The organism is Pseudomonas lini (assembly GCF_001042905.1).
Lineage (GTDB): Bacteria > Pseudomonadota > Gammaproteobacteria > Pseudomonadales > Pseudomonadaceae > Aquipseudomonas > Aquipseudomonas lini.
The window spans coordinates 143621-166242 of record NZ_JYLB01000007.1; the positions used below are offsets into that span (position 1 = coordinate 143621).

Below are 22622 nucleotides of genomic sequence, written 5' to 3' on the forward strand. Positions count from 1 at the left end.
CCCTTGGCTGACCAAAGGAGCCCTGTCATGAACCTGCATCAGTTCGCCGAAACCCACGAAGTCACCAACCAGCCACCGTCGCTGGACGGTACCAACCTCTATCGCATCGACCTGCCTTTGCAGGAGTGGTCGCGGCGTTTCGATGCCGGTTGGGCCGAGTCGCGGATTGACGCTTACGGCGCATTGGCCGGCGGGTCGCTGATGGAGGCGGGGTTTGCGGCCAATCAGAACAAACCGGTGTTCGTCAGCCATGACCGTTACGGCCATCGCATCGATCTGGTGGAATTTCACCCGGCCTACCACGAGTTGATGCGTGCGGCGGTAGAGCATGGCCTGACAGGCTTACCCTGGACCGATCCGCAACCGGGCGCCCACGTTGCCCGCGCGTCCATGACCTATTTGCACAGTCAGGCTGAAGCCGGCAGCGGTTGCCCGCTGACCATGACCTTCGCCAGCGTCCCGGCGATGCGCCTGCAACCGAATCTGGCCGACCAATGGTTGCCGAAAATCCTCGCCACCGAATACGACTCACGCAACGTCGGCATGGCCCACAAGGCCGGGGTCACCATCGGCATGGCCATGACCGAGAAGCAGGGCGGCACCGACGTGCGGGCCAACACCACCAAGGCTTATCCGGTTGGCGCCAGTGGGCCCGGTCAGGCGTATGAACTGGTGGGCCACAAGTGGTTCTGCTCGGCGCCGATGTGCGACGCCTTCCTGACCCTGGCCCAGACCGACAAAGGCTTGACCTGTTTTCTGCTGCCGCGTCATCGCCCGGACGACACACGCAATCAGTTCTACATCCAGCGGCTGAAGAACAAACTCGGCAACTGGTCCAATGCCTCCAGCGAAGTGGAGTTCCGTGGCGCCCTGGCCTGGATGGTCGGCGAAGAGGGCCGGGGCGTTCCGACCATCATCGAAATGGTTGCCATGACCCGCTTCGATTGCATGGTCGGCTCCAGTGCGCTGATGCGCCAGGCGCTGACCCAGGCCAGTCATCACTGCGCCCACCGCAAGGTAGGCGGCAAGCTGCTCAGCGAACAACCCTTGATGCAAAACGTACTGGCCGACCTGGCCCTGGAAAGCGAAGCTGCGTTGGCCTTGAGTTTGCGCATGGGCCGGGCGCTGGATCATCTGGATGACGACCGCGAAGCGAAATTCGCCCGACTGGTGACGGCGGTGGGCAAGTACTGGATCTGCAAACGCGCGCCCGCGATGATCAATGAGGCTGCCGAGTGCATGGGCGGCGCCGGTTATGTTGAAGAAAGCATCTTGCCGCGGCTGTACCGTGAGGCCCCGGTCAACTCGACGTGGGAAGGTTCCGGCAACGTGCAATGCCTCGACGTGTTGCGCGCGCTGTCGAAAGAGCCGGGTGTGCTTGATGTGTTGTTCAGCGAGTTGGGTGACGGTCATGGCGACAAACGCCTGGCTGCGCACATCAGCCAGTTGCAGGCAGCATTCAAGGATACCGACGACATTCAATACCGCGCCCGCCAGCTTACCGAAGACATTGCTTTGGGGCTTCAGGCCAAGCTGTTGCTGGAGGCGGGGAATGCGGCGGTTAGTGATGCTTTCATCGCCAGTCGCCTGGGTTCGGCCGGTCGGGTGTATGGAACGTTGCCTCGCGGGCTGGATGTGGAAGCGATTGTGGCCCGGTCGACTCCGCAAGGGTTTTGACGACGCCTTTGTGATCGACACTGAGCCAATGTGGGAGCGGGCTTGCTCGCGAAGAGGCCATTTCAGCCAACATTGATGTTGGCTGACAGACTGCTTTCGCGAGCAAGCCCGCTCCCACATTGGATCGATGGTGAACACAGCATTTGTGTTGCCACCACTGTTCCCGTGAAGCGACGATGCAGGCAAGATGAAGGTCTGCAAGTCAGAACACAGGAAGCTGATCGTGACCGAAGCGTTTATTGTCGTTCAAACCGCCGAGCAAGCCGTGGATCGGCTTGCTGCCTTGCACGAGCGTGCAACCACAGCGCTGAATCAGGCGCTCAAGCGTTATCTCAAGGATCGCGTCGAGCCGGACGCGGAGCAGCGTGCTCTGTTTCGTTACCCCGAGTTGCGTCTGACCTACCTTTGCCAGGGCGAAGTCCCACAGACCACTCGCGCCTATGCCAAGGTCCAGTTACCGGGAACTTACAGCGTCACCGTCACCCATCCCCGTGCCTTCCGCAAATACCTGCTGGAACAACTCGTTCCGTTGATGCACGACTTCACCGTGACCGTGGAAGTCGGCGTCAGTCAGCAGAACATTCCTTACCCGTACGTGGTCGAGCAGGGCGATGAACTGGCCGGCTCCGGCGTCACGGCGGCGGTGCTGGCGCGAGTGTTCCCGAGTACGGATTTGTCGGCCGCGACCGATGGCATCGCCGATGGCTTGTACGATTGGGAAAACACCGACCCGCTGCCGCTGGCCCTGTTCGACGCCGCGCGGGTGGACTTCTCCCTGCGCCGACTGGTGCACTACACCGGCAGCGACTGGCGCCATGTGCAGCCATGGATTCTGCTGACCAACTACCACCGCTACGTCGACCAGTTCATCGTTCATGGTCTTGAGCAACTGCGCAACGATCCGCGTTTTGTGCGCATGGTGTTGCCGGGCAACGTGATCATCGAAAAGGGCATGGACCACGGCGAGGCGTCAGCGATTGCCGCGGGCGTGGTCTGGCATCGTTACCAGATGCCGGCCTATCACCTGATCGCCAGCGACGGCCATGGCGTGACCCTGGTGAACATCGGCGTCGGCCCGTCCAACGCCAAGAACATCACCGACCACTTGGCGGTGCTGCGTCCGCATTGCTGGCTGATGATTGGCCACTGTGGCGGCTTGCGTCAGTCGCAGACCATTGGCGACTACGTGCTGGCCCACGCTTACATGCGCCGCGACGGGATTCTTGACCGGGTTGTGCCGCCGAACATTCCGATTCCGGCCCTGGCCGAAGTGCAGATGGCGCTGCAGCAAGCGGCGGCGAACATCACCGGTGAGAAGGGCGATGAGTTGAAGAAGCGCCTGCGTACCGGCACCGTGTTGACCTACGACGACCGTAACTGGGAACTGCGCTGGGCGCAGGAGCGTCCGTTGATCAACCTGTCCCGCGCCGTGGCGGTGGACATGGAAAGCGGCACCATCGCTGCGCAGGGTTACCGCTTGCGGGTGCCATACGGCACGTTGCTCTGTGTGTCGGATAAACCGCTGCACAGCGAAATCAAACTGCCGGGCTCGGCCAACGCCTTCTATGAACGCGCGGTCAGCCAGCACTTGAAGATCGGCATCGAAGCGGTGGATCTGTTGCGCACCGAACTCAACTCGCTGCACTCGCGCAAACTGCGCAGCTTCGACGAACCGCCGTTCCGCTAACGGTTTGTCATGGTCATTTGGCGGTCAGGGCACTAGCATTAGCAGCCCTGACCGTTAGATGTTCCTTTTCCCATGTCTCGTCCTCCACGTCCCGTTTCCCGCCGCCCTGGCGTGAAGCCTGCGCCATCCTCTTCAGCTCCGCGCCGTGTCGCCAAAGCGCCGCCGGCCGAGCCGAAACTGATTCTGTTCAACAAACCTTTCGATGTGCTGACGCAATTCAGCGACGGCGAAGGGCGGGCGACGCTCAAGGATTTCATCGAGATTCCGGGGATTTACCCGGCAGGACGGCTGGACCGCGACAGTGAAGGCTTGCTGTTGCTGACCAATGACGGCCAGCTTCAGGCGCGAATTGCCGACCCGAAACACAAACTGGCCAAGACTTACTGGGTACAAGTGGAAGGTGAGCCAAGCGCTGAGCAGTTGCAGCGCTTGCGTGATGGCGTCGAGCTGAACGACGGCATGACGTTGCCGGCCGAAGCGCGACAGCTGGATGAGCCTGAGCTGTGGCCACGTAACCCGCCAGTGCGCTTTCGTAAAAGCGTGCCGACCCGTTGGCTGGAGCTGGTGATTCGCGAAGGCCGCAACCGTCAGGTACGGCGCATGACCGCGGCGGTCGGCTTGCCGACGTTGCGTCTGGTGCGGGTCAGAATCGGTGACTGGTCGATCGAAGGGCTCGATCAGGGCCAGTGGAAGGAAGTGCCGGCGCGCTTATAGAGTGCCGGATTCAATCATGCCGATGACCACGCTTTTGACCACGAAGGCGGCCACGCCCAGCCCCAGTACGAAGAACAGAATGAACGAGCCGAAGCGCCCGGCCTTGGATTTTTTCGCCAGATCCCAGACGATAAAACCCATGAAAATGATCAGAATGCTGACCAGACCAGTCATCATCCACTCTTCGAGTACTGCAGGATCCATCGAACATCTCCAGCGTGGGTGGGGCTAAAAGGCGCTGGAGTATACGCCATGGGGGATTGGCGAGGCATTGACCTGCGGCAGTGTGCCGCAGCTATTCGTCGCCCAGCGCACTCTTGTAGGAGTTGTCGAGTGAAACGAGGCTGCGATCTTTTGATTTTGCTTTTTAAAAACAAGATCAAAAGATCGCAGCCTCGTTTCACTCGACAGCTCCTACATAGCTCCTACAGAAGCGCGTCTCAGCTGCGTAGATGGGTTAGAGGCAATTCAGTGCTGTTGAGCACCTGATTCAACACAAAACTCGACCGCACGCTGGTCACCCCTTCAATCCGGGTGAGATGCCCCAGCAGCAGTTTCTGATAGTGATCCATGTCCGGCACCACTACCTTGAGCTGATAATCCGCATCCATCCCCGTCACCAGGCTGCATTCCAGTACCTGCGGCAAGGTGCGAATGGCGGCTTCGAAGTTCTCGAAACGCTCGGGAGTATGGCGGTCCATGCCGATCAGCACGTAGGCGGTCAGGCTCAGGCCGAGCATCTTGCGGTCCAACAGGGCGACCTGACGGGTGATGTAACCGTCGTCTTCCAGTTGCTTGACCCGCCGCGAGCAAGGCGAAGGCGACAGGCCGATGCGTTCGGCCAGCTCCTGATTGGAAATACGCGCGTCGCGCTGTAATTCAGCCAAAATGCTCAGGTCGTATCGGTCGAGTTTGCTCATCAATCAGGCCTTTGTCATAACTATTGCGGCGGATTATCTATCTTGAGGTAAAAATTGCGCAAGTGATGTTTATTTGAGCAATCTTCGCAATCCTCTGTCGTCGCCCCGGGCCTATTCTTATCACCAGAATCACTGCTCGGACAAACAGTCCAGTGCGGCTCGCCCAATCAGGCCAGCTGCGGTCGCCACCCCCACCGGGGATGTGTCGGCCCCCGAGCTACACACTGTCCAGAAGACGGCGTGAGGTGAGCCGACGTCATAAGCGTCGAGCACGGACGAAGTTCTCAAGGGGAGGCCGACGGGTCTCCCTTTTTTATTGGCCGCAATTTATCGGCGCGCCCTCAATAAATAAGTTGCGTGACTGATAACCTGTTGCAGAACCGGCCTGCGCTTTCCCAGTCTTACGTACAGGCCCTAACCCGCAGTGAGGAAAAGCATGAAGTCGCGCATCTGGCGTTTGGCCGGTGTTGGTTTGCTGTGTGTGAGTGTCACTGCGCAATCGCTTGCCGATGAGCCGCAAATGCGTGGGCCTGATGATGGGCAACGTGGGCCGGATCATCAGGGGCGCGGCCAGGGTCATGACGGTAACAATCAGCCACGCCGGCAGAACAACGAAATCATTCGTGGCGACAACAGCCGCCAGTTCGAGCTCCACGACCAGAATCAGGGCGGCGAGCGGCAGAACCGTCCGTCGCACGATCCCAATGTTCAGGGCCGACCGCCGCAACAACCCAGTAACAAACTGCCGATCCAGGGCCGGCCCGACACCGTGCGCCAGACCCAGGAACCCCGGCGTGGCTACTATCAGGACGAACCGCGGCGCAACAATGACAACCGGAATTGGCAGACTGGCGGTCAGGGCTCACGTCATGATGATCGTCGCTGGCCCGGTCGCCCGGATGGGCGCGGCAATGGCTGGGGCCCCGGCCCGCAGTATCGTCCGGGGTACGTGATCGATCGCTTCCCGGAGCGCAATTACCGCGTGCCGTATCGTGGCCAGGATTATTTCTATTCCGGTGGTTACTGGTATCGCCCGCAAGGCCCCCGTTATGTGGTGGTTCAACCGCCTCGCGGGATTCGTGTCCGCTACTTGCCCGATTACGCCCGTGAAGTGTGGATCGGCGGGGCACTGTTGTTCCTGGCGGCCGGCGCGTATTACGCCTACCAGGCGAGCACGCAGGAGTACGTCGTGGTCGAACCCCCCGTGCAGCCGCAACCGGTGAGCAGTGGTTATGACGTGGTGGCGTATCCGGCCAACGGCCAGTCGCCAGAGGAGGTCAGTCGGGACGGTTACGAGTGCTATCGCTGGGCCGTGGAACAGAGCGGCTTCGATCCGCGTGCCGTCACCTATCAACCGGCCCCGTCGGTGGTGCAAGTTTACCGACAGGCCCAGGGCAACTGCCTGAGCAGTCGCGGTTATCAGGTGAGTTACTGAGCCCTGGCGGCTTTCACCACTTCCTGCGGGTCGGCGTGCACCAGCACTTCGGCTCGCGGGTAGGCGGTGTGAATCGCATCGGCGGCTTGATCGCTGATGCCGTGGGCGACTGACAGCGTCAGCTCCCCCGGCAATTCCAGGTGCAACTGCACGAACCACTGGTTACCGGAAATTCGTGTGCGCAGGTCATGGGCGCCTAAAACTCCCGGTACGCTGCAGGCCAGTTCAAGCATGTGCTGGCTGACATCCGGCGGCAGCTCTTCATCCATCAGCACCGCAAAACTTTCCCGGGCGATATGAATGGCGCTCCAGAGGATGTAGGCGGCAATCCCCAATCCGAACCAAGGGTCGACTTGATGCCAGCCGAAACCGGCCAGCACCAGCGCCACCAAAATGCTGCCGTTGAGCAGCAGATCTGAGCGGTAATGCAAGGAGTCGGCGCTCACGGCGTTGGAACCGGTTGCCTTGATTACCCGATGCTGCAACATCAGCAGGGCCACGGTCAGGGCGAGGGAAAACACAATCACCCCGATGCTGAGCCAAGCTGCGCCTATCGGCTCCGGATGTTTCAACCGTTCGATCGCCTGCAAGGCAATCAGCACCGCACTGCCGCCAATGAACAGCGCCTGAGCCATGCCCGCCAATGATTCGGCCTTGCCATGCCCGTAACGATGATCGTCGTCGGCCGGGCGCAAGGCGTAATGCACGGCCAAAAGATTGAGCAGCGAGCTGACGCCATCGAGTGCCGAGTCGGTCAGCCCGGCGAGCATGCTCACCGAACCACTCAGCCACCAGGCGATGGCTTTGGCGACGATCAATATGCACGCCACCGCCACCGAGGCGCGCGTCGCCAGCCGCAGCAGGCGGGCGTGTTCGGTACTGGTGGTCATAGGTGCGGCGTTTCCTTTAAGTGTCCCTTCGAACGCATGAATTATGCGGCCGGTTGCAGGCCGAACATGGCCAGTTGCTGGGCGCTGCCCTTGTGCTGGATCAGACGTGGATCGTCCAGTGGGAAGCTGCGGCCCAATTCAGTTTCGAGAATAGTCTGCAACTTGTGATTATCGACCTTGCCGTCGACACCGATGGCTTCCTTGAGTTTTTCCGGGGCCACCTGAGCGGTCCGGCCGGGCTCGAAGTAAATGGCGCCCGTGGCGAAGTCCACCGCAAAGGCGATCAGGCCGGGGATGATGTAAAACAGCAGACCCACGGCATCCAGCGCGGCGATGGCCGGGTCGATCTTGCCGTCGATCTGACCGCGACGATCCGGGTAGAAAATCGAGCCGCAGGCGGTGATTTGGGTCAGCAAGGTCGCGACCAGTACACCGCCGATCAAGCGAAAGGGAGCACGCATGTGAAATCTCCTGAGTTATCTGGAAACGAAGGGGCGTCTGTATGAATTAGGACCGCGACAAACGCCGAGCAGTTCGCCGTTATACTCGTGGCTCTGTTTTGGAGCCAGCATGATTTCTTTGCCGATTGATGAAGTTTTACCCGCCCTGCGTGAAGCCCTCGCTACACGCCACGAAGCCGTGCTCGAAGCACCGCCCGGCGCCGGTAAAACTACCCGCGTGCCTTTGGCCTTGCTCAATGAGCCGTGGCTGGCCGGGCAGACCATTCTGATGCTGGAACCACGCCGGTTGGCAGCGCGGGCGGCGGCGGAGCGCTTGGCCAGTGAACTGGGCGAGAAGGTTGGCGAAACCGTTGGCTACCGGATTCGTCTCGACAGCAAAGTAGGCCCCAACACTCGGATCGAAGTGGTTACCGAAGGCATCCTCACCCGACGCTTGCAGGATGATCCGGCGCTGGAGGGCGTGGGCTTGCTGATCTTTGACGAATTCCACGAACGCAGTCTCGACGCCGACCTGGCGTTGGCCCTGAGCCTGAATGGCCGGGAGCTGTTTCGTGACGATCAGCCGCTGAAAATTCTGTTGATGTCGGCAACGCTGGAAGGTGAACGCCTGGCCGGGTTGCTTGATGATGCGCCGATCCTGCGCAGCGAAGGTCGCATGTACCCGGTGGCAATGCGTTGGGGCCGGCCGTTTCAACCGGGTGAATTTATCGAGCCCAGGGTGGTGCAGACCATCCTCGACGCGCTGAACGACGAGACCGGTAGCCTTCTGGTGTTCCTGCCGGGGCAGGCGGAAATCCGTCGGGTGCATCAGCAGCTTGCCGATGCACTGGGCGATAGCACACAGGTTTTGCTTTGCCCGTTGCACGGTGAACTGGACTTGGCGGCGCAACGCGCGGCGATCGATCCGGCCCCCGCCGGCAAACGCAAAGTGGTGCTGGCCACCAACATCGCCGAGACCAGCCTGACCATCAACGGTGTGCGCGTGGTGATCGATGCGGGGTTGGCGCGTGTGCCGCGTTTCGATCCGGGCAGCGGCATGGCCCGCCTCGATACTCAGCGTATTTCCAAAGCCAGCGCCACGCAGCGCGCGGGCCGGGCAGGGCGATTGGAACCGGGCGTGTGTTATCGGTTGTGGTCGCAGGATCAGCACGAGCAACTGGCTGCCTACGCCAGTGCGGAAATCCTCTCGGCGGACCTTGCCGGGCTGGCCTTGCAACTGGGTCGTTGGGGCGTGACACCGGGTCAGTTGGTTTGGCTGGATATCCCGCCCGCAGCGGCTTATGCACAGGCTCAGGATCTGCTTGAGCGTTTGGGCGCGCTGGAGGGGGACGCGCTGACCCGACACGGTCAGGCCATGGCCGAACTGCCGGCTCACCCACGGATCGCGCATTTGCTGTTGCGCGGTCAGGCGCTCGGCTTGGCCGACATGGCCTGCGATGTCGCGGCACTGCTCGGCGAGCGAGATATTTTGCGTGGCGCCGGGGCGGATCTGCACAGCCGACTGGTGCTGTTGTCCGGCGAAGAACGGGCCGCACGCGGCGCTCAGGGGGGTGTTCAACGGGCCCGGCAACTGGCGCGGCAGTATCGCGGTTATCTGCGGGGCAAAGCGTCGGAGCCGGTCAGCGATCCTGAGCATCCGCGCTGGCTTGGCGCGTTGCTGGCGTTGGCTTATCCCGATCGGGTCGCCCAACAGCGGCGGGCCGGTGGGGCGGAATATCGATTGGCTAATGGTCGTGCGGCACTGTTTGCCGAAGCGGACAGCTTGATGAAGCAACCGTGGCTGGTGATCGCCGATCTGGGCAGTCGTCAGGGCCAGCGTGAGGAACGGATTTATCTGGCGACGGATTTCGATCCGGCGTTGTTCGATTCGGTGCTGGCCGAGCAGGTGCGTTGCGTCGATCAACTGGATTGGGATGAGCGCGAAGGCGTGCTGCGGGCCGAGCGTCAGCGCAAGGTTGGCGAATTGATTCTTAGCCGTGAGCCGCTGACCGGGCTCGACGAAAGCGCCCGCAGTCAGGCGCTGGTGAACCTGGTGCGGCGCAAAGGTCTGGAGCTGTTGCCGTGGACTCCGGAACTGCGTCAGTGGCAGGCACGAGTTGCGTTATTGCGGCAGTTGGACCTTGGCAGCAAGGGTGAGAGTGAGTGGCCGGATGTCAGCGACACCGCTCTGCTCAAAAGTCTCGAACACTGGTTGATGCCCTATCTGGGGAAAGTCTCGCGCCTCAGTCACTTCGCTAACCTGGACTTGTCGAGCATTGTTCACAACTTGTTGCCGTGGCCGCTGCCGCAACGGCTCGACGAACTGGCGCCGCATCACCTGAGCGTGCCTTCGGGTTCATCGATCCGTTTGGATTACAGCGAGCAGCCGCCGATTCTGGCGGTGCGGTTGCAGGAGTTGTTCGGCCTGGCCGAGACCCCGCGGATTGCCGGTGGGCGGCAGGTGGTCAAGCTTCATCTGCTGTCCCCGGCGCGGCGGCCGGTGCAGGTGACGCAGGACCTGGCGAACTTCTGGCGCAGTACGTATGCCGAGGTGAAGAAGGATTTGAAGGGTCGTTATCCGAAGCACTACTGGCCGGATGATCCGCTGGTGGCCGAGGCGACGGCGCGGATCAAGCCTCGTAAAAGCTGAAGATCAAAAGATCGCAGCCTTCGGCAGCTCCTACATTGGAATGCGATCCCTTGTAGGAACTGCCGAAGGCTGCGATTTTTTTCACTAACGCCGCAAATCTAAGGCGCGGCCGGCAACAGAAACCGTGCAATCACCGGCAAGTGATCGGAAATCCGTAACGTATCGTCCTGCCGCACCCGCGCTTCGACCCGTTTGAGGTGCGGGCTGTAAAACAGGTAGTCAACAGTCCGGTCCGGGCCATTCAAGCCTGGATCATTCGGGTAATGCGTCAGCCATTGCGCCCGGTCGATACCGCTGGCTTCGTTGTTGGTGGGGATCATCGGGTATTTGTCCCACAGCACATGCAGCGCGCTGTCGGCGGAGTAGGGCGTGCGTTGTTCAGCGGGCAGGCGTCGATACTGGCCCAGCGGCAACAGGTTGAAGTCGCCACCGATCAGCCACGGCGTGCCGCGGCTTTCATACTTGTCGAGGACCTTGGCCACGGCCGTCACCTGGCGTTGCAAGGTTTCGTCGAGCGCGGTGGTGGCACGTTCCAGATGGGTGTTGAACACGGCCATTTGGCCGCCGTTGCTCAATGGCAGGTGAGTGACCAGCAAGGCGTTTTTCGGCTCGAACTGACGGCTGATGAAATGGGTCGGTGCGACCGGTAATTGCAGGCGTTCGGCGTGTTCGATCTGGTAGCGGCTCAGGGTTGCCAATTGCCGGCCAACGCTTCCGTAGATGTGCGGTTCAGGCACGAAGTCGGCTTTCCAGTCGAAGGTTTGAGCGCTGCACGGATACAGGTCGGTGACTCGATCCTGAAGCAATTTGAACTGGTTCTGGTAGTCACTGGCCTTGGCGTCGTCATCGAGCTCCTGCAACAGCACGATGTCCGGTTGCTCGTCGCGAATCACCCGCGCCACTTCGTCGAGGCTGAAGGCCATGTCTTCAGGTGTAGGACGCTCGTCGTTCCCCGCGGCCAGGTCGTTCCAGAACACGTAGCGCTTGCCTGCCAGATACTGGACGTTCCAGGTCATCACCTTCAGTGCCTGGCCGGGCACCAGCGTCGGCGCCTGGGCGTTACAACTGATTGACAGCACTTCCTTGGCCTGGGGGCGCCAGGTCAGGTTGTAGATCAGCAATGCAATCAGGCCAATGGCAATCAGCAAGCACAGCAGGGTGTAGCGCAGTAGACGGGTCATGGCTCGGCTTATAGCGTTACAAAATTGACCCCGAGCATAACCGAGAGCAGCGCCCAGGCCCAAGGGTAGAGCGCTCAGAGCGCTCCGTCAGCTTTCTCGGGTGCATCGGCGATCAGCATGAACAAACGGAACACCACCACGCTGGTGAACAGCTGCAGAAAGCTGTGGGCGCTGTCGATCAGCAGCGAGATCACCGGGTTCTGCGGATCAGGGTAAACCGCCAGCGTCGCCCCCTTGAGTACCCACAGCGGGGCCATCACGCACAAAATGCACACCAGAATCCGCAGGAAGTTTCCGCGGGTCAGGCGCAGGCTTTCCTTCATCGCCGCCAGCGGTGCCAGGCCGCGCAGCACCAGCAGGTATTCGCCGAACGCCAGCGTCACCATCAACCAGATGCCCGGCAGGAAATACAGCGACAGGCCGATCAGGATCAGCAGTGTATTGAGGGCGGTCAGCAGGGCGAAACGCGGCCACAGGGTCGCGGAGGTCGCCAGCAAATCGCGGGTGCGCGGCGATTCGCCACGGCTGCGGGCATCGAGAAACAGGATCAGCGCGGCGGTGTACAGCGGATACACCAGCAGGCCGACCAATACACTGATGCCGGGGAAGCCGTCAGGCTCGGTGGAGTGGTCGACCACTTGTTGCAGCAGCGCCTCGAAAATCACCAGCGGCAGGCACAGCTGCACGATCTGGCGCAGATTGCGCTTGAAGAAATACAAAGAGTCACGCAGTACTTCGAACGGATTCATCAGTCGGTATCGCAGGTTGAAAGCAGTGCCTCACTTTAACCGATGAACCCCTTTGGGACGCAAACGTAAACGTTCGGTAAAGGTCATTGAAACATCCTGTATCAGCCCCATTACTGGTGAGCACCTTATCCACCGTGGATGAGGGCGACGATTTTCCCGGCAATCTATGAGGTCGCCATGAACAGCGAAGAACAAACCCTGATCGATGGACTGTTTTCCCGGCTGCAACAGGCCGAAACGGATTCAGCCCCGCGCGACGCCCAGGCCGAAGCGCGGATCAAGGAGCACCTGACTCGCCAGCCAGCGGCGGGCTATTTCATGACCCAGGCGATTCTGGTGCAAGAGGCAGCCATCAAGAGCCTCGACGAACAGAACAAACAACTCACCCAACAAGCCCAGCAATTGCAGGCTGAACTGCAATCGGCCAAGGCTCAGACGGCGGCCCCGGCGCCGAGCGGCGGTGGCTTTTTGTCGAGCATCTTCGGTGGTAGCTCCCGTGATCCGCAGCCTGCGCCGACTCAAAGCGCAGCTCCGTCGAATGGCGGCTGGCGTGAACCGGGGCGGCCGTCGTTCAACTCGCAGCCGCCACAGCAAAACTTCGGTGCGCCGCCTCAACAGAACTACGCCCCGCAACAACCGGTCGGCAGTGGTTTCCTCGGCGGCGCGTTGAAAACTGCAGCGGGTGTGGCCGGTGGCGTGATGCTGGCGCAAGGCATCAGCAGCCTGTTCCAACACAATCAGCAGCCGGAAGTGGTTGAAGTCATCAAGGAACAACCGGCTCAGGTCAACGATCAGAGCGACAGCGGCAATGATCAGCGCGTGGCTGACAACTCCAGCGACGAAGGCGGATTCGCCGACGCTGATTACAACGATGACAGCTCATCGTTCTTCGGTGGCGATGACGACTCCTTCGTCTGATACATCTGTGGCGAGGGAGCAAGCTCCCTCGCCACATGGCCGATTATTCGCGGAACAATCCTTTGGGCTGGCATACTGGGCAACTTTTCAGGCCCTGGTGCCTGAACCTGCCCGCGCTTCGGCACGCTAATGAGGATGTACGGTGAAAAAAATCGCAGTGTTCGCCGATGTCCAGAACCTCTATTACACCGTGCGTCAGGCTTATGGTTGCCACTTCAACTACGCCGCGCTGTGGGCTGACGTCAGTAAAGAAGGGCAGATCGTCGAGGCCTATGCCTATGCGATCGATCGTGGCGACAGCAAGCAGCAGCAGTTTCAGCAGATCCTGCGCAATCTCGGCTTCATCGTGAAGCTCAAGCCCTACATCCAGCGCAGCGACGGTTCGGCCAAAGGCGACTGGGACGTGGGCATCACCCTCGACATCATGGACGCCGCCGACCATGTCGACGAAGTGGTGCTGGCCTCCGGTGATGGTGATTTCGACATGCTGCTGGAACGCATCATCAGCAAGCACGGCGTGCAAGCGGTGGCCTATGGTGTGCCCGGTCTCACCGCCAATTCGCTGATCCGCGCCGCCAGCCGTTACGTGCCGATCGAAGGCGCGCTGCTGCTCAAGAATTGATTTTTACGGAGTTGAAACAGGTTTGGAACGCATAGCAGTCATCGACTTTGAAACCACCGGACTCTCCCCGAGCAGCAGCTGTCGGGCCACGGAAATTGCCGTGGTGATTCTTGAACAGGGGCGCATCGTCGAGCGTTATCAAAGCCTGATGAACGCCGGCGTGCGAGTGCCGGCCTTTATCGAGCAACTCACCGGCATCAGCAACGCCATGCTGCGCACCGCGCCCTCGGCCGAGCAGGTGATGAACGAGGTCAATGAATTCGTCGGCATCACACCGCTGCTGGCGCACAACGCTGCGTTCGACCAGAAGTTCTGGGACTACGAGCTCGGACGAATCAAGCGCACACGCTTGCAGAACTTTGCCTGCTCACTGTTACTCGCCCGCCGCCTGATGCCCGCCGCGCCGGACCACAAACTCGGCACCCTCACCACGTTCGCCAGCCTGCCCAATACCGGCAAGGCTCACCGGGCCATGGCCGATGCCGAAATGGCGGCCAACCTGACGGCGCACTTGGCTGAAGAGTTGCGGCGCAAGCATGGGTTGCGGGAGTTGTCCCATGATCTGCTCGTCAGTTTGCAGAAAGTGCCGGCGGCGAAGATCAATGAGCATTTGAAGCGGTATCGTGGGTTCTGACAGAAACACCACTGAACCCCTGTAGGAGCTGTCGAGTGAAACGAGGCTGCGATCTTTTGACTTTTAAGATCAAGATCAAAAGATCGCAGCCTCGTTTCACTCGACAGCTCCTACAAGAGAACTATTTGCCATTCCCTTCCAACTGCCCCAACGGCACACGCTTTTCAATGGCGCTGGACAGCACGATCGAGGTCTTGCTGAACCCGAACGTGGCGATCCGGTTGATCAACTCTTCCAGCTCCGGCATCGAGCCCACCGCCGCTTGCATGATCACGCAGGGGTCGCCGGTGACGCGATGGCATTCGGTGAGTTGTGGGATTTTGATCAGTTCGTCGTAGGTTTTCTGGTTGCCGTGCTGATTCAGGCGCAGTTCGATGACGCACTGGATCGGTAGGCCGAGTTTGGCCATGTCGACTTTCGCCTGGTAGCCGGTGATCACCCCGCAGGTCTCAAGTTTGGCCACGCGCTCGGCCACCGCCGGAGCGGACAGGTTCACCTTGCGCGCCAGCTCGGCGTAGGACGCACGACCGTTTTCCAACAGGGCGCTGAGGAGCATGCGGTCGTATTTGTCCATCATGGCATTCCTGAAAAAAGGCTGACTTTCGAAAGCACGGTTTATAGCGCTGAACTCCGTGTTTTGAAAAGTGTACTGGCGCTATAAACAGGTTTTGTAACTTATTTTCTGCCGTTGGCCTTTCTAGAATAGCTGCTCTCTTTGTCTTGTTCTCGAGCTGCCCATGCCTGGCATACGCCGTTTTTCCTTACCGCTGATCGCTGCTTTTTTCGCGCTGTACGTGATTTGGGGATCGACCTACCTGGTGATTCGCATCGGCGTGCAGTACTGGCCGCCGTTGTTGCTCGCCGGTATCCGCTTCGTGATCGCCGGGACGTTGATGTACGCGTTCCTGCGTTGGCGCGGGGCACCTGCACCGACGTGGGCGCAATGGAAAGCGGCGGGGATCATCGGGATTTTACTGCTGACCTTCGGTAACGGTGCGGTGAGTGTCGCCGAGCATACGGGCGTGGCCTCCGGCGTTGCGGCGTTGGCGGTGGCGACGGTGCCGCTGTTTACCTTGCTGTGTGGATATTTCTGGGGGGCGCGTAATACCCGTCTCGAATGGGCCGGGATTGTGCTCGGGCTGATCGGCATCGCCATGCTCAACCTCGGTTCCAACCTGCAATCGAGCCCATTGGGCGCGGCGTTGCTGGTGTTCGCGGCGGCGTCCTGGGCTTTCGGTTCGGTGTGGAGCAAACACTTGCCGTTGCCGCAGGGCGCGATGGCAAGTGCCGTGGAAATGCTGGTGGGCGGCGTGGTGTTGTTGATCGGCAGCGCGGTGAGTGGCGAGCATCTGGAGGCCATGCCGCCGATCGAAGGTTGGGCCGCATTGGCCTATCTGACGTTCTTCGGTTCGATCATTGCCTTCAACGCCTACATGTACCTGCTGAAACACGTGCGTCCGGCGGCGGCCACCAGTTATGCCTACGTCAACCCGGCGGTGGCGGTGTTGCTGGGTATCGTATTTGTTGGCGAGACCATCGGTATCGAAGAAGCGCTGGCCATGACAGTGATCATCAGTGCCGTGGTGTTGATCGGGTTGCCGCAGTGGCGCCGAGGTGCCAATCGGCCTGCGGTAGTGGTGCCGACAGAATCCCGCGCGAATTAGGGTAAACTGCGCGCCATTGCACACTCTTTGCACAATCGCGCTGAATTTTCCTACGGTACTCCCATGACTTTCGCCACCCTTGGCCTGATCGAACCTTTGCTGCGCGCTCTCGAGACGCTCGGCTACCAGACCCCTACGCCGGTGCAGACACAAGCGATTCCGGCGGTGCTGGCCGGTCGTGACCTGATGGCCGCAGCCCAGACCGGCACCGGCAAGACCGCCGGTTTCGCCTTGCCGCTGCTGCAATTGCTGGCCATGGAAGGGCCGAAAGTCAGCGCCAACTCCGTGCGCGCACTGATCCTGGTGCCGACCCGCGAACTGGCCGAGCAGGTTCACGAAAGCGTGCGTCAGTACGCCGAGAACCTGCCGTTGAGCACGTACGCGGTGTACGGCGGCGTCAGCATCAACCCGCAAATGATGAAGCTGCGCAAAGGCGTCGACCTGTTGGTGGCGACTCCGGGTCGCTTGCTCGACCTGTTCCGTCAGAACGCGCTCAAGTTCAACCAGTTGCAAACCCTGGTACTGGACGAAGCCGATCGTATGCTCGATCTGGGCTTTTCCGAAGAGCTGGGGAACATCTACAAAGCGCTGCCGAAGAAACGTCAGACGCTGTTGTTCTCCGCGACCTTCTCCGACGCCATCCGCACGCTGGCCGGGCAAATGCTCAACGACCCGCTGAGCATCGAAGTCAGCCCGCGCAACGTCGCTGCCAACACCGTCAAGCAATGGGTGGTGACGGTGGACAAGAAACGCAAGTCGGAGCTGTTCGTTCACTTGATGCGCAAGGGCAAGTGGAAGCAGGTGCTGGTGTTTGCCAAGACCCGTAACGGCGTAGATGCACTGGTGGAAAAACTCCAGGGCCTGGGCATCAATGCCGACGGCATTCACGGCGACAAACCTCAGGCGACCCGTCAGCGGGCACTGGATCGTTTCAAGGCCAGTGAAGTGCAGATCCTTGTAGCTACTGACGTGGCAGCGCGTGGTCTGGATATCGAAGATTTGCCATTGGTGGTCAATTTCGACCTGCCGATCGTGGCAGAGGACTACATCCACCGTATCGGTCGCACCGGTCGTGCGGGCGCAACCGGGCAGGCTATTTCGCTGGTGTGCGCCGATGAGGTGAATCAGCTGTCAGCCATCGAGATGTTGACCCGTCAGACGTTGACTCGCCAAATGGAACAGGACTTCGAGCCTGAGCACCGCGTGCCGGATACTGATGCCAGCGGTCAGGTTGTCAAGAAGCCGAAAAAACCGAAGAAGCCAAAAACTTCGAGTGGCGGCAAGCGCAATTTGGGCAAGTGGGTTGAGAGCGGGGATGCTTCGGCGCCGGAGCCTTCGATCAAGCCTGTGCGTAAAGTGCCAGTGTTTAATACCGGGCCGCGTAAGCGTAAGCCTTGATCCTCTGAGGATCGTTCCCACGCTCTGCGTGGGAACGCCTCAATGGACGCTCTGCGTCCGCTTCGGTAGGGACGCGGAGCGTCCCGGGCTGCATTCCCACGCAGAGCGTGGGAACGATCAGTGTCGGTGTTTCAACCACTCCACCACCCCCAACCCAGCCGCTCGACCACTGGCGAAACACGCGGTCAGCAGATAGCCGCCGGTCGGCGCTTCCCAATCGAGCATTTCACCCGCGCAGAACACGCCGGGCAGTTGCTTGAGCATCAAACGTTCATCCATCGACTCGAACATCACGCCCCCCGCGCTGCTGATGGCCTCGTCCAATGGCCGGGTTTTCACCAGCGTCAGCGGCAATGCCTTGATCGCTTTGGCCAGCAATGCCGGATCGGTAAAGTAGTCGGCCGGTGTCAGTTCGCGCAGCAACGCCGCTTTCACGCCATCAAGCCCCAGCTGACTGTGCAGGTGTTTGGACATGGAACGAGAGCCACGCGGTTTACTCAGCGCAGTTTGAATTTTATCCACAGGCTTGCCCGGCAACAGATCGAGATGAATGGTTGCCGAGCCATGTTGATTGATCGCTTCGCGGATCGGTGCCGACAAGGCGTAGATCAAACTGCCTTCAATTCCCGTGGCAGTGATCACGCATTCTCCGAGTCGCGGCACGTCGTCATTGAGGCCAATGGCGATGTTTTTCAGCGGGGCACCTGCGAATTTGCTGACCATCAGTTCGCTCCAAGCCTGCACCTCGAAGCCGCAATTGCTCGGTTGCAATGGCGCCAGTCCTACACCGCGCTGTTCCAGCGGCAGCATCCAGGCACCGTCCGAACCGAGACGCGACCAACTGCCGCCGCCGAGGGCCAGTAAGGTCGCATCCACTTGAACGTGTTTTTCGCCTTCGGGACTGTCGATGCGCAAGTCACCGTTGTCATCCCAACCGAGCCAGCGATGGCGGGTGTGGATAACTACGCCGGCATCGCGCAGGCGTTTGAGCCAGGCACGTAACAGGGGCGCGGCTTTCATGTCTGTGGGAAACACCCGGCCGGAGCTGCCGACAAAGGTTTCGATGCCCAGATCATGAATCCATTGGCACAAGGCGTCGGCGCCGAAGGACCGTAACAGCGGTGCAATCTGCGGCGCCCGTTCGGCATAGCGTGAGAGAAACGCCGGGTAGGCTTCGGAATGGGTGATGTTCATGCCGCCGACGCCGGCGAGGAGGAATTTTCGCCCCACTGAAGGCATGCCGTCGTACAGGTCGACTTTGATCCCGGACTGGCTCAGCACTTCAGCCGCCATCAAACCGGCAGGGCCGCCGCCGATGATGGCGACGCGAGGGGGGAGGGAAGTGGAGGGCTGGGTCATGGAATGCGCTGCGGTTTGGCGGAATGAAGCCGGGCATTCTATCAGCCCCGATCAATGTGGGAGCGGGCTTGCTCGCGAAAGCGGTGGGTCAGTCGATATCAATGTTGATTGTTAAATCGCCTTCGCGAGCAAGCCCGCTCCCACATTTGATCTTCGGTGTTCTCAAAAGGCTGGTTAAAAAACAACCACCGTTCTGAAGCCTACACCCCGCATGGCCTGCAGCCCCTTTCACTCAGGTTATCCACAGGCGGTTCCACAGGCATTGTGGGTAAAGACCCATAGATCAATGACAACCTGATGACTGCCAGACTCGTTGGGCGCTGTGATGGAGGATTCCATGGCGGCGCGCCAAAGCCTTGCGGTCCTTGCTGTAGCCGCCGCCGATCACGCCGACCACCGGAATATCCCGGCCCAGGCAATGACGCATCACGCTTTCATCGCGAGCGGCGACGCCTTCGTCTGTCAGCTTCAGATAACCCAAGGCGTCGTCCTTATGCACGTCGACACCGGCGTCGTACAGCACCAGGTCCGGTTGGTAGAGCGGCAGCAAATAGTTGAGCGCGTCGTCCACCACTTTCAGGTAATCGGCATCGCCCATGCCCATCGGCAACGGAATGTCCCAATCACTTTCGGCTTTGCGTGCAGGAAAATTCTTTTCGCAGTGCAGGGAAACGGTCACTGCCTCCGGAGTGTTGTGCAGGATTCGTGCAGTCCCGTCGCCCTGATGCACATCGCAGTCGAAGATCAGCACGCGATTTACTCGGCCACTTTCCAGCAGGTAATGGCTGATCACCGCCAGGTCATTGAAGATGCAGAACCCGGCGGGATGATCGTAATGCGCGTGGTGAGTGCCACCAGCCAGGTGACAAGCCAAACCATGCTCCAGTGCCTGTTCGGCCGCCAGCAGCGAGCCACCGACCGCCCGCACCGTGCGCCGGGCCAGCGCTTCGCTCCAGGGCAAGCCGAGGCGTCGCTGGTCTTCGCGGGACAATTCGCCGCCCATGTAGCGTTCGATATACGCAGGGTCATGGGCGAGGGCGAGAATCTCTGGCGGGCAGAGGTCCGGGCGCAGCAAGTCGGTGTCGCGGGTCAGGCCACTGTCCACCAGGTGATCGCGCAGCAGGCGAAACTTGTCCATGGGGAAGCGGTGATCCGCCGGGAATTCGGGGCTGTAGTCTTCGTGGTAGATCAATGGCAGGGGCATGGCTGATTTATACAGGAAGGCATGTAGGAATGAGTGAAGGATCCTAGGGGCTGTATGAAAACTCGCCGAGCGGCGATCAGGCAAGGCAAAAACAGGCGAGGACGCGGAGTTTAGGGGACCTAAATGAGCATTCCGAGCCTGTTATTAACGCAGCATGATCGTCGCGCAGGCAGTTTTCGTGCAGTGCCTACCAGCGATGTAGACTTGCGGGATAGGAAAGGGGGATGAGATGGAGCCGATACTGGAACTCGAAAGCGCACGACTGTTGTTACGGCAGTGGCGTGACGAGGATTTACCAGCGTTTGCGGCGATGTGCGCCGATCCACAAGTGATGCGTTATTTTCCGGCCCCCTTGAGTCGACTGGAAAGTGCCTCGTTGATCGGGCGGATTCGCGGGCATTTTGCCGAGCATGGTTTCGGCCTCTGGGCACTGGAGCGCAAAGACACCGGGGCATTCATCGGCTTTACCGGCCTCGGCGTGGTCGGCTTCGATGCGCCATTCACGCCGGCCATCGAAATCGGCTGGCGCCTGGCACGCGAGCACTGGGGCTTGGGTTATGCCAGTGAGGCGGCGTGGACCGCTCTGCGCTGCGGGTTTGATCGGTTGGCGCTGCAAGAGGTCGTCGCATTCACCACCAAGACCAATCTGCCATCCGAGAAAGTCATGCAAGCAATCGGCATGCACCATGCCCCTGCCGATGACTTCGAGCACCCGCGGCTTGCAGCCGATCATCCGCTGCGCCCGCACGTGTTGTACCGCATCACCCGTGAGCAATGGCTGCAAACCTTGCATGGATAAGCAGGCGCGGACGTTTACAATGGCCCTCATGTTGAACCGGGCCATAAACTGAATCGACCGCCGCAGCCAAGACTGCGCGGCATTGCGTTGTGTGAGGAGAGTCTGAATGAGCCAAGTGTTGGAAGATCTGGTAGACCTGCTGACCCTGGAACCGATCGAAGAAAACCTGTTCCGTGGCCGCAGCCAGGACCTGGGTTTTCGTCAGCTGTTCGGTGGCCAGGTACTTGGCCAGTCCCTGTCGGCGGCCAGTCAGACCGTCGAGCCGGCGCGCCATGTGCATTCGATGCACGGTTATTTCCTACGCCCGGGCGATGCCAAATTGCCGGTGGTGTATCAGGTCGACCGGGTGCGCGATGGCGGCAGTTTCAGCACGCGCCGGGTGACGGCGATCCAGAAGGGCAATCCGATTTTCACCTGCAGCGCCTCGTTCCAGTACGACGAAGAAGGCTTTGAGCACCAGACTGAGATGCCGAAAGTGGTCGGCCCGGAAAACCTGCCGTCGGAGCTGGAACTCACTCAGCAGCGCGCGCACCTGATCCCTGAGCACATGCGTGAAAAACTGTTGTGCCCGAAACCGATCGAAGTCCGGCCGGTGACCGAAAAAGACCCCTACAACCCTCAACCTGCCGACCCAGTCAAATACGTCTGGTTCCGCGCCGACGGTGCCTTGGCCGACACCCCGGCGTTGCACAAATACCTGCTGGCCTACGCTTCGGACTTCGGCCTGCTGACCACCTCGATGCTGCCCCACGGCAAATCCGTCTGGCAGAAAGACATGCAGGTCGCCAGCCTTGATCACGCCTTGTGGTTCCACGCCGACCTGCGCGCTGATGACTGGTTGCTGTATGCCATGGACAGCCCATGGGCCGGCAATTCGCGCGGATTCTCCCGTGGCAGCGTGTTTAACCGTGCCGGGCAACTGGTGGCTTCGGTCACTCAGGAAGGCTTGATTCGTCATCGCAAGGATTGGGCATGAGCCTGGCTGAGGTGCGGCACTGGGTGTTCGACATGGACGGCACCCTGACGGTGGCGGTGCATGACTTCGCGGCGATTCGCATGGCGTTGGCGATTCCCGCCGAAGACGACATCCTCACCCACCTCGCGGCACTGCCGGCCGATGAAGCCGCGGCCAAACACGCGTGGCTGCTGGAGCACGAGCGGGATCTGGCGTTGGGTTCGAAGCCGGCGCCGGGCGCGGTGGAACTGGTGCGTGAGTTGGCCGGGCGCGGTTATCGTCTGGGCATTCTCACGCGCAATGCTCGCGAGCTGGCGCATGTCACGCTGGAGGCGATTGGCCTGGCGGACTGCTTTGCGGCAGAGGATGTACTGGGCCGCGATGAAGCACCGCCCAAGCCGCATCCTGGTGGGTTGCTGAAGCTGGCCGAAGCCTGGAAAGTGCAGGCGAGCGAAATGGTGATGGTTGGTGATTACCGCTTCGATCTGGATTGCGGGCGTGCGGCGGGGACGCGGACGGTGTTGGTGAATCTGCCGGATAATCCGTGGCCGGAGTTGACTGATTGGCATGCTGCCGATTGCGTGGCGTTGCGGCAGATGCTTTTGGCTTGAGGGCCTCTTCGCGGGCAAGCCTCGCTCCTACAGAATGGCGGTGGGAGCAAGGAACGCGACATTACCTGTAGGAGCGAGGCTTGCCCGCGAAGGCGTCAGATCAGACACCAAAAAA

General features: G+C 60.5%; 22 protein-coding genes. 13 read left to right on the top strand and 9 right to left on the bottom strand.

From position 1 onward, the window contains the following. Positions 1 to 27 precede the first annotated feature (27 nt). From TU81_RS21235 to TU81_RS21245, 3 genes are all read left to right on the top strand, one after another. Positions 28 to 1677 carry an acyl-CoA dehydrogenase family protein gene (locus TU81_RS21235; RefSeq protein WP_048396449.1) on the top strand — a complete coding sequence of 550 codons (1650 nt, stop codon included), beginning with the start codon at positions 28 to 30 and terminating at the stop codon, positions 1675 to 1677. Positions 1678 to 1864: 187 nt separating this feature from the next. Beyond that, positions 1865 to 3364 carry an AMP nucleosidase gene (gene amn, locus TU81_RS21240; RefSeq protein ID WP_161794734.1) on the top strand — a complete coding sequence of 500 codons (1500 nt, stop codon included), beginning with the start codon at positions 1865 to 1867 and terminating at the stop codon, positions 3362 to 3364. Positions 3365 to 3436: 72 nt separating this feature from the next. Next, positions 3437 to 4078, top strand: a complete 642-nt coding sequence (locus TU81_RS21245) for a pseudouridine synthase (RefSeq protein ID WP_048396450.1) — start codon at positions 3437 to 3439, stop codon at positions 4076 to 4078. Here TU81_RS21245 and TU81_RS21250 read toward each other — a convergent pair. Beyond that, on the bottom strand, positions 4073 to 4282 hold the full coding sequence (locus TU81_RS21250; RefSeq protein WP_038981401.1) for a DUF2788 domain-containing protein: 210 nt from the start codon (positions 4280 to 4282) through the stop codon (positions 4073 to 4075). The two genes, TU81_RS21245 and TU81_RS21250, sit on opposite strands and share 6 nt — an antisense overlap. 236 nt (positions 4283 to 4518) lie before the next feature. Continuing rightward, the gene (locus TU81_RS21255) at positions 4519 to 4998 is read right to left on the bottom strand and encodes an Lrp/AsnC family transcriptional regulator (protein ID WP_007894448.1); all 480 of its coding nucleotides are present in this window, start codon (positions 4996 to 4998) and stop codon (positions 4519 to 4521) included. Between the two features lie 436 nt (positions 4999 to 5434). Here TU81_RS21255 and TU81_RS21260 point away from each other — a divergent pair, with 436 nt between their 5' ends. After that, complete coding sequence (locus TU81_RS21260; protein ID WP_048396451.1) at positions 5435 to 6433, top strand: DUF6515 family protein; 999 nt, start codon at positions 5435 to 5437, stop codon at positions 6431 to 6433. Here TU81_RS21260 and TU81_RS21265 read toward each other — a convergent pair. Continuing rightward, positions 6427 to 7323, bottom strand: coding sequence for a cation diffusion facilitator family transporter (locus tag TU81_RS21265; RefSeq protein WP_038981405.1), 897 nt, complete (start codon positions 7321 to 7323; stop codon positions 6427 to 6429). The two genes, TU81_RS21260 and TU81_RS21265, sit on opposite strands and share 7 nt — an antisense overlap. A 41-nt stretch (positions 7324 to 7364) precedes the next feature. Next, positions 7365 to 7784: a hypothetical protein gene (locus tag TU81_RS21270; RefSeq protein ID WP_038981408.1), complete on the bottom strand. Its 420-nt coding sequence runs from the start codon at positions 7782 to 7784 to the stop codon at positions 7365 to 7367. Positions 7785 to 7893: 109 nt separating this feature from the next. On the opposite strand from TU81_RS21270, the gene hrpB reads away from it, so the two are divergent. After that, positions 7894 to 10413 carry an ATP-dependent helicase HrpB gene (gene hrpB, locus TU81_RS21275; RefSeq protein WP_048396452.1) on the top strand — a complete coding sequence of 840 codons (2520 nt, stop codon included), beginning with the start codon at positions 7894 to 7896 and terminating at the stop codon, positions 10411 to 10413. Positions 10414 to 10511: 98 nt separating this feature from the next. Here the strand turns inward: hrpB and TU81_RS21280 are convergent, their stop codons facing one another. Further along, positions 10512 to 11594, bottom strand: coding sequence for an endonuclease/exonuclease/phosphatase family protein (locus tag TU81_RS21280; protein WP_048396453.1), 1083 nt, complete (start codon positions 11592 to 11594; stop codon positions 10512 to 10514). Positions 11595 to 11668: 74 nt separating this feature from the next. Then, entirely contained in the window at positions 11669 to 12343 is a 675-nt protein-coding gene (locus tag TU81_RS21285) for a YciC family protein (RefSeq protein ID WP_038981414.1), read from the bottom strand. 177 nt (positions 12344 to 12520) lie between these two features. Here TU81_RS21285 and TU81_RS21290 point away from each other — a divergent pair, with 177 nt between their 5' ends. From TU81_RS21290 to TU81_RS21300, 3 genes are all read left to right on the top strand, one after another. Further along, positions 12521 to 13261, top strand: coding sequence for a DUF2076 domain-containing protein (locus TU81_RS21290; protein ID WP_048396454.1), 741 nt, complete (start codon positions 12521 to 12523; stop codon positions 13259 to 13261). Between the two features lie 142 nt (positions 13262 to 13403). Beyond that, entirely contained in the window at positions 13404 to 13883 is a 480-nt protein-coding gene (locus TU81_RS21295; protein WP_030129509.1) for a LabA-like NYN domain-containing protein, read from the top strand. 22 nt (positions 13884 to 13905) lie between these two features. Next, entirely contained in the window at positions 13906 to 14517 is a 612-nt protein-coding gene (locus TU81_RS21300) for a 3'-5' exonuclease (RefSeq protein ID WP_007895390.1), read from the top strand. Between the two features lie 121 nt (positions 14518 to 14638). Here the strand turns inward: TU81_RS21300 and TU81_RS21305 are convergent, their stop codons facing one another. Continuing rightward, a complete protein-coding gene (locus TU81_RS21305) occupies positions 14639 to 15091 on the bottom strand; it encodes an Lrp/AsnC family transcriptional regulator (RefSeq protein WP_038981418.1) in 453 nt (150 codons plus the stop codon). 163 nt (positions 15092 to 15254) lie between these two features. Between TU81_RS21305 and yedA the strand changes: the two genes are divergently transcribed. Both yedA and TU81_RS21315 read left to right on the top strand, forming a co-directional pair. Continuing rightward, on the top strand, positions 15255 to 16181 hold the full coding sequence (gene yedA / locus TU81_RS21310) for a drug/metabolite exporter YedA (protein ID WP_038981419.1): 927 nt from the start codon (positions 15255 to 15257) through the stop codon (positions 16179 to 16181). A 63-nt stretch (positions 16182 to 16244) separates the two neighbouring features. Then, positions 16245 to 17579, top strand: coding sequence for a DEAD/DEAH box helicase (locus TU81_RS21315; RefSeq protein ID WP_038981420.1), 1335 nt, complete (start codon positions 16245 to 16247; stop codon positions 17577 to 17579). 117 nt (positions 17580 to 17696) lie between these two features. Here the strand turns inward: TU81_RS21315 and TU81_RS21320 are convergent, their stop codons facing one another. Both TU81_RS21320 and TU81_RS21325 read right to left on the bottom strand, forming a co-directional pair. Continuing rightward, positions 17697 to 18938: a TIGR03862 family flavoprotein gene (locus TU81_RS21320; protein WP_048396455.1), complete on the bottom strand. Its 1242-nt coding sequence runs from the start codon at positions 18936 to 18938 to the stop codon at positions 17697 to 17699. Positions 18939 to 19221: 283 nt separating this feature from the next. Further along, positions 19222 to 20142, bottom strand: coding sequence for a histone deacetylase family protein (locus TU81_RS21325; protein ID WP_038981422.1), 921 nt, complete (start codon positions 20140 to 20142; stop codon positions 19222 to 19224). A gap of 229 nt (positions 20143 to 20371) precedes the next feature. Between TU81_RS21325 and TU81_RS21330 the strand changes: the two genes are divergently transcribed. The 3 genes from TU81_RS21330 to TU81_RS21340 all read left to right on the top strand — a co-directional run bounded on the left by TU81_RS21330 (position 20372) and on the right by TU81_RS21340 (position 22507). After that, positions 20372 to 20941 carry a GNAT family N-acetyltransferase gene (locus tag TU81_RS21330; RefSeq protein ID WP_038981423.1) on the top strand — a complete coding sequence of 190 codons (570 nt, stop codon included), beginning with the start codon at positions 20372 to 20374 and terminating at the stop codon, positions 20939 to 20941. Between the two features lie 106 nt (positions 20942 to 21047). Further along, positions 21048 to 21917 (top strand): acyl-CoA thioesterase II, encoded by an 870-nt coding sequence (gene tesB / locus TU81_RS21335; protein WP_048396456.1) that lies wholly within the window; start codon positions 21048 to 21050, stop codon positions 21915 to 21917. Beyond that, positions 21914 to 22507, top strand: coding sequence for an HAD family hydrolase (locus tag TU81_RS21340; RefSeq protein WP_048396457.1), 594 nt, complete (start codon positions 21914 to 21916; stop codon positions 22505 to 22507). The genes tesB and TU81_RS21340 overlap by 4 nt, the downstream gene beginning before the upstream one ends. The last annotated feature ends 115 nt before the right edge of the window (positions 22508 to 22622 follow it).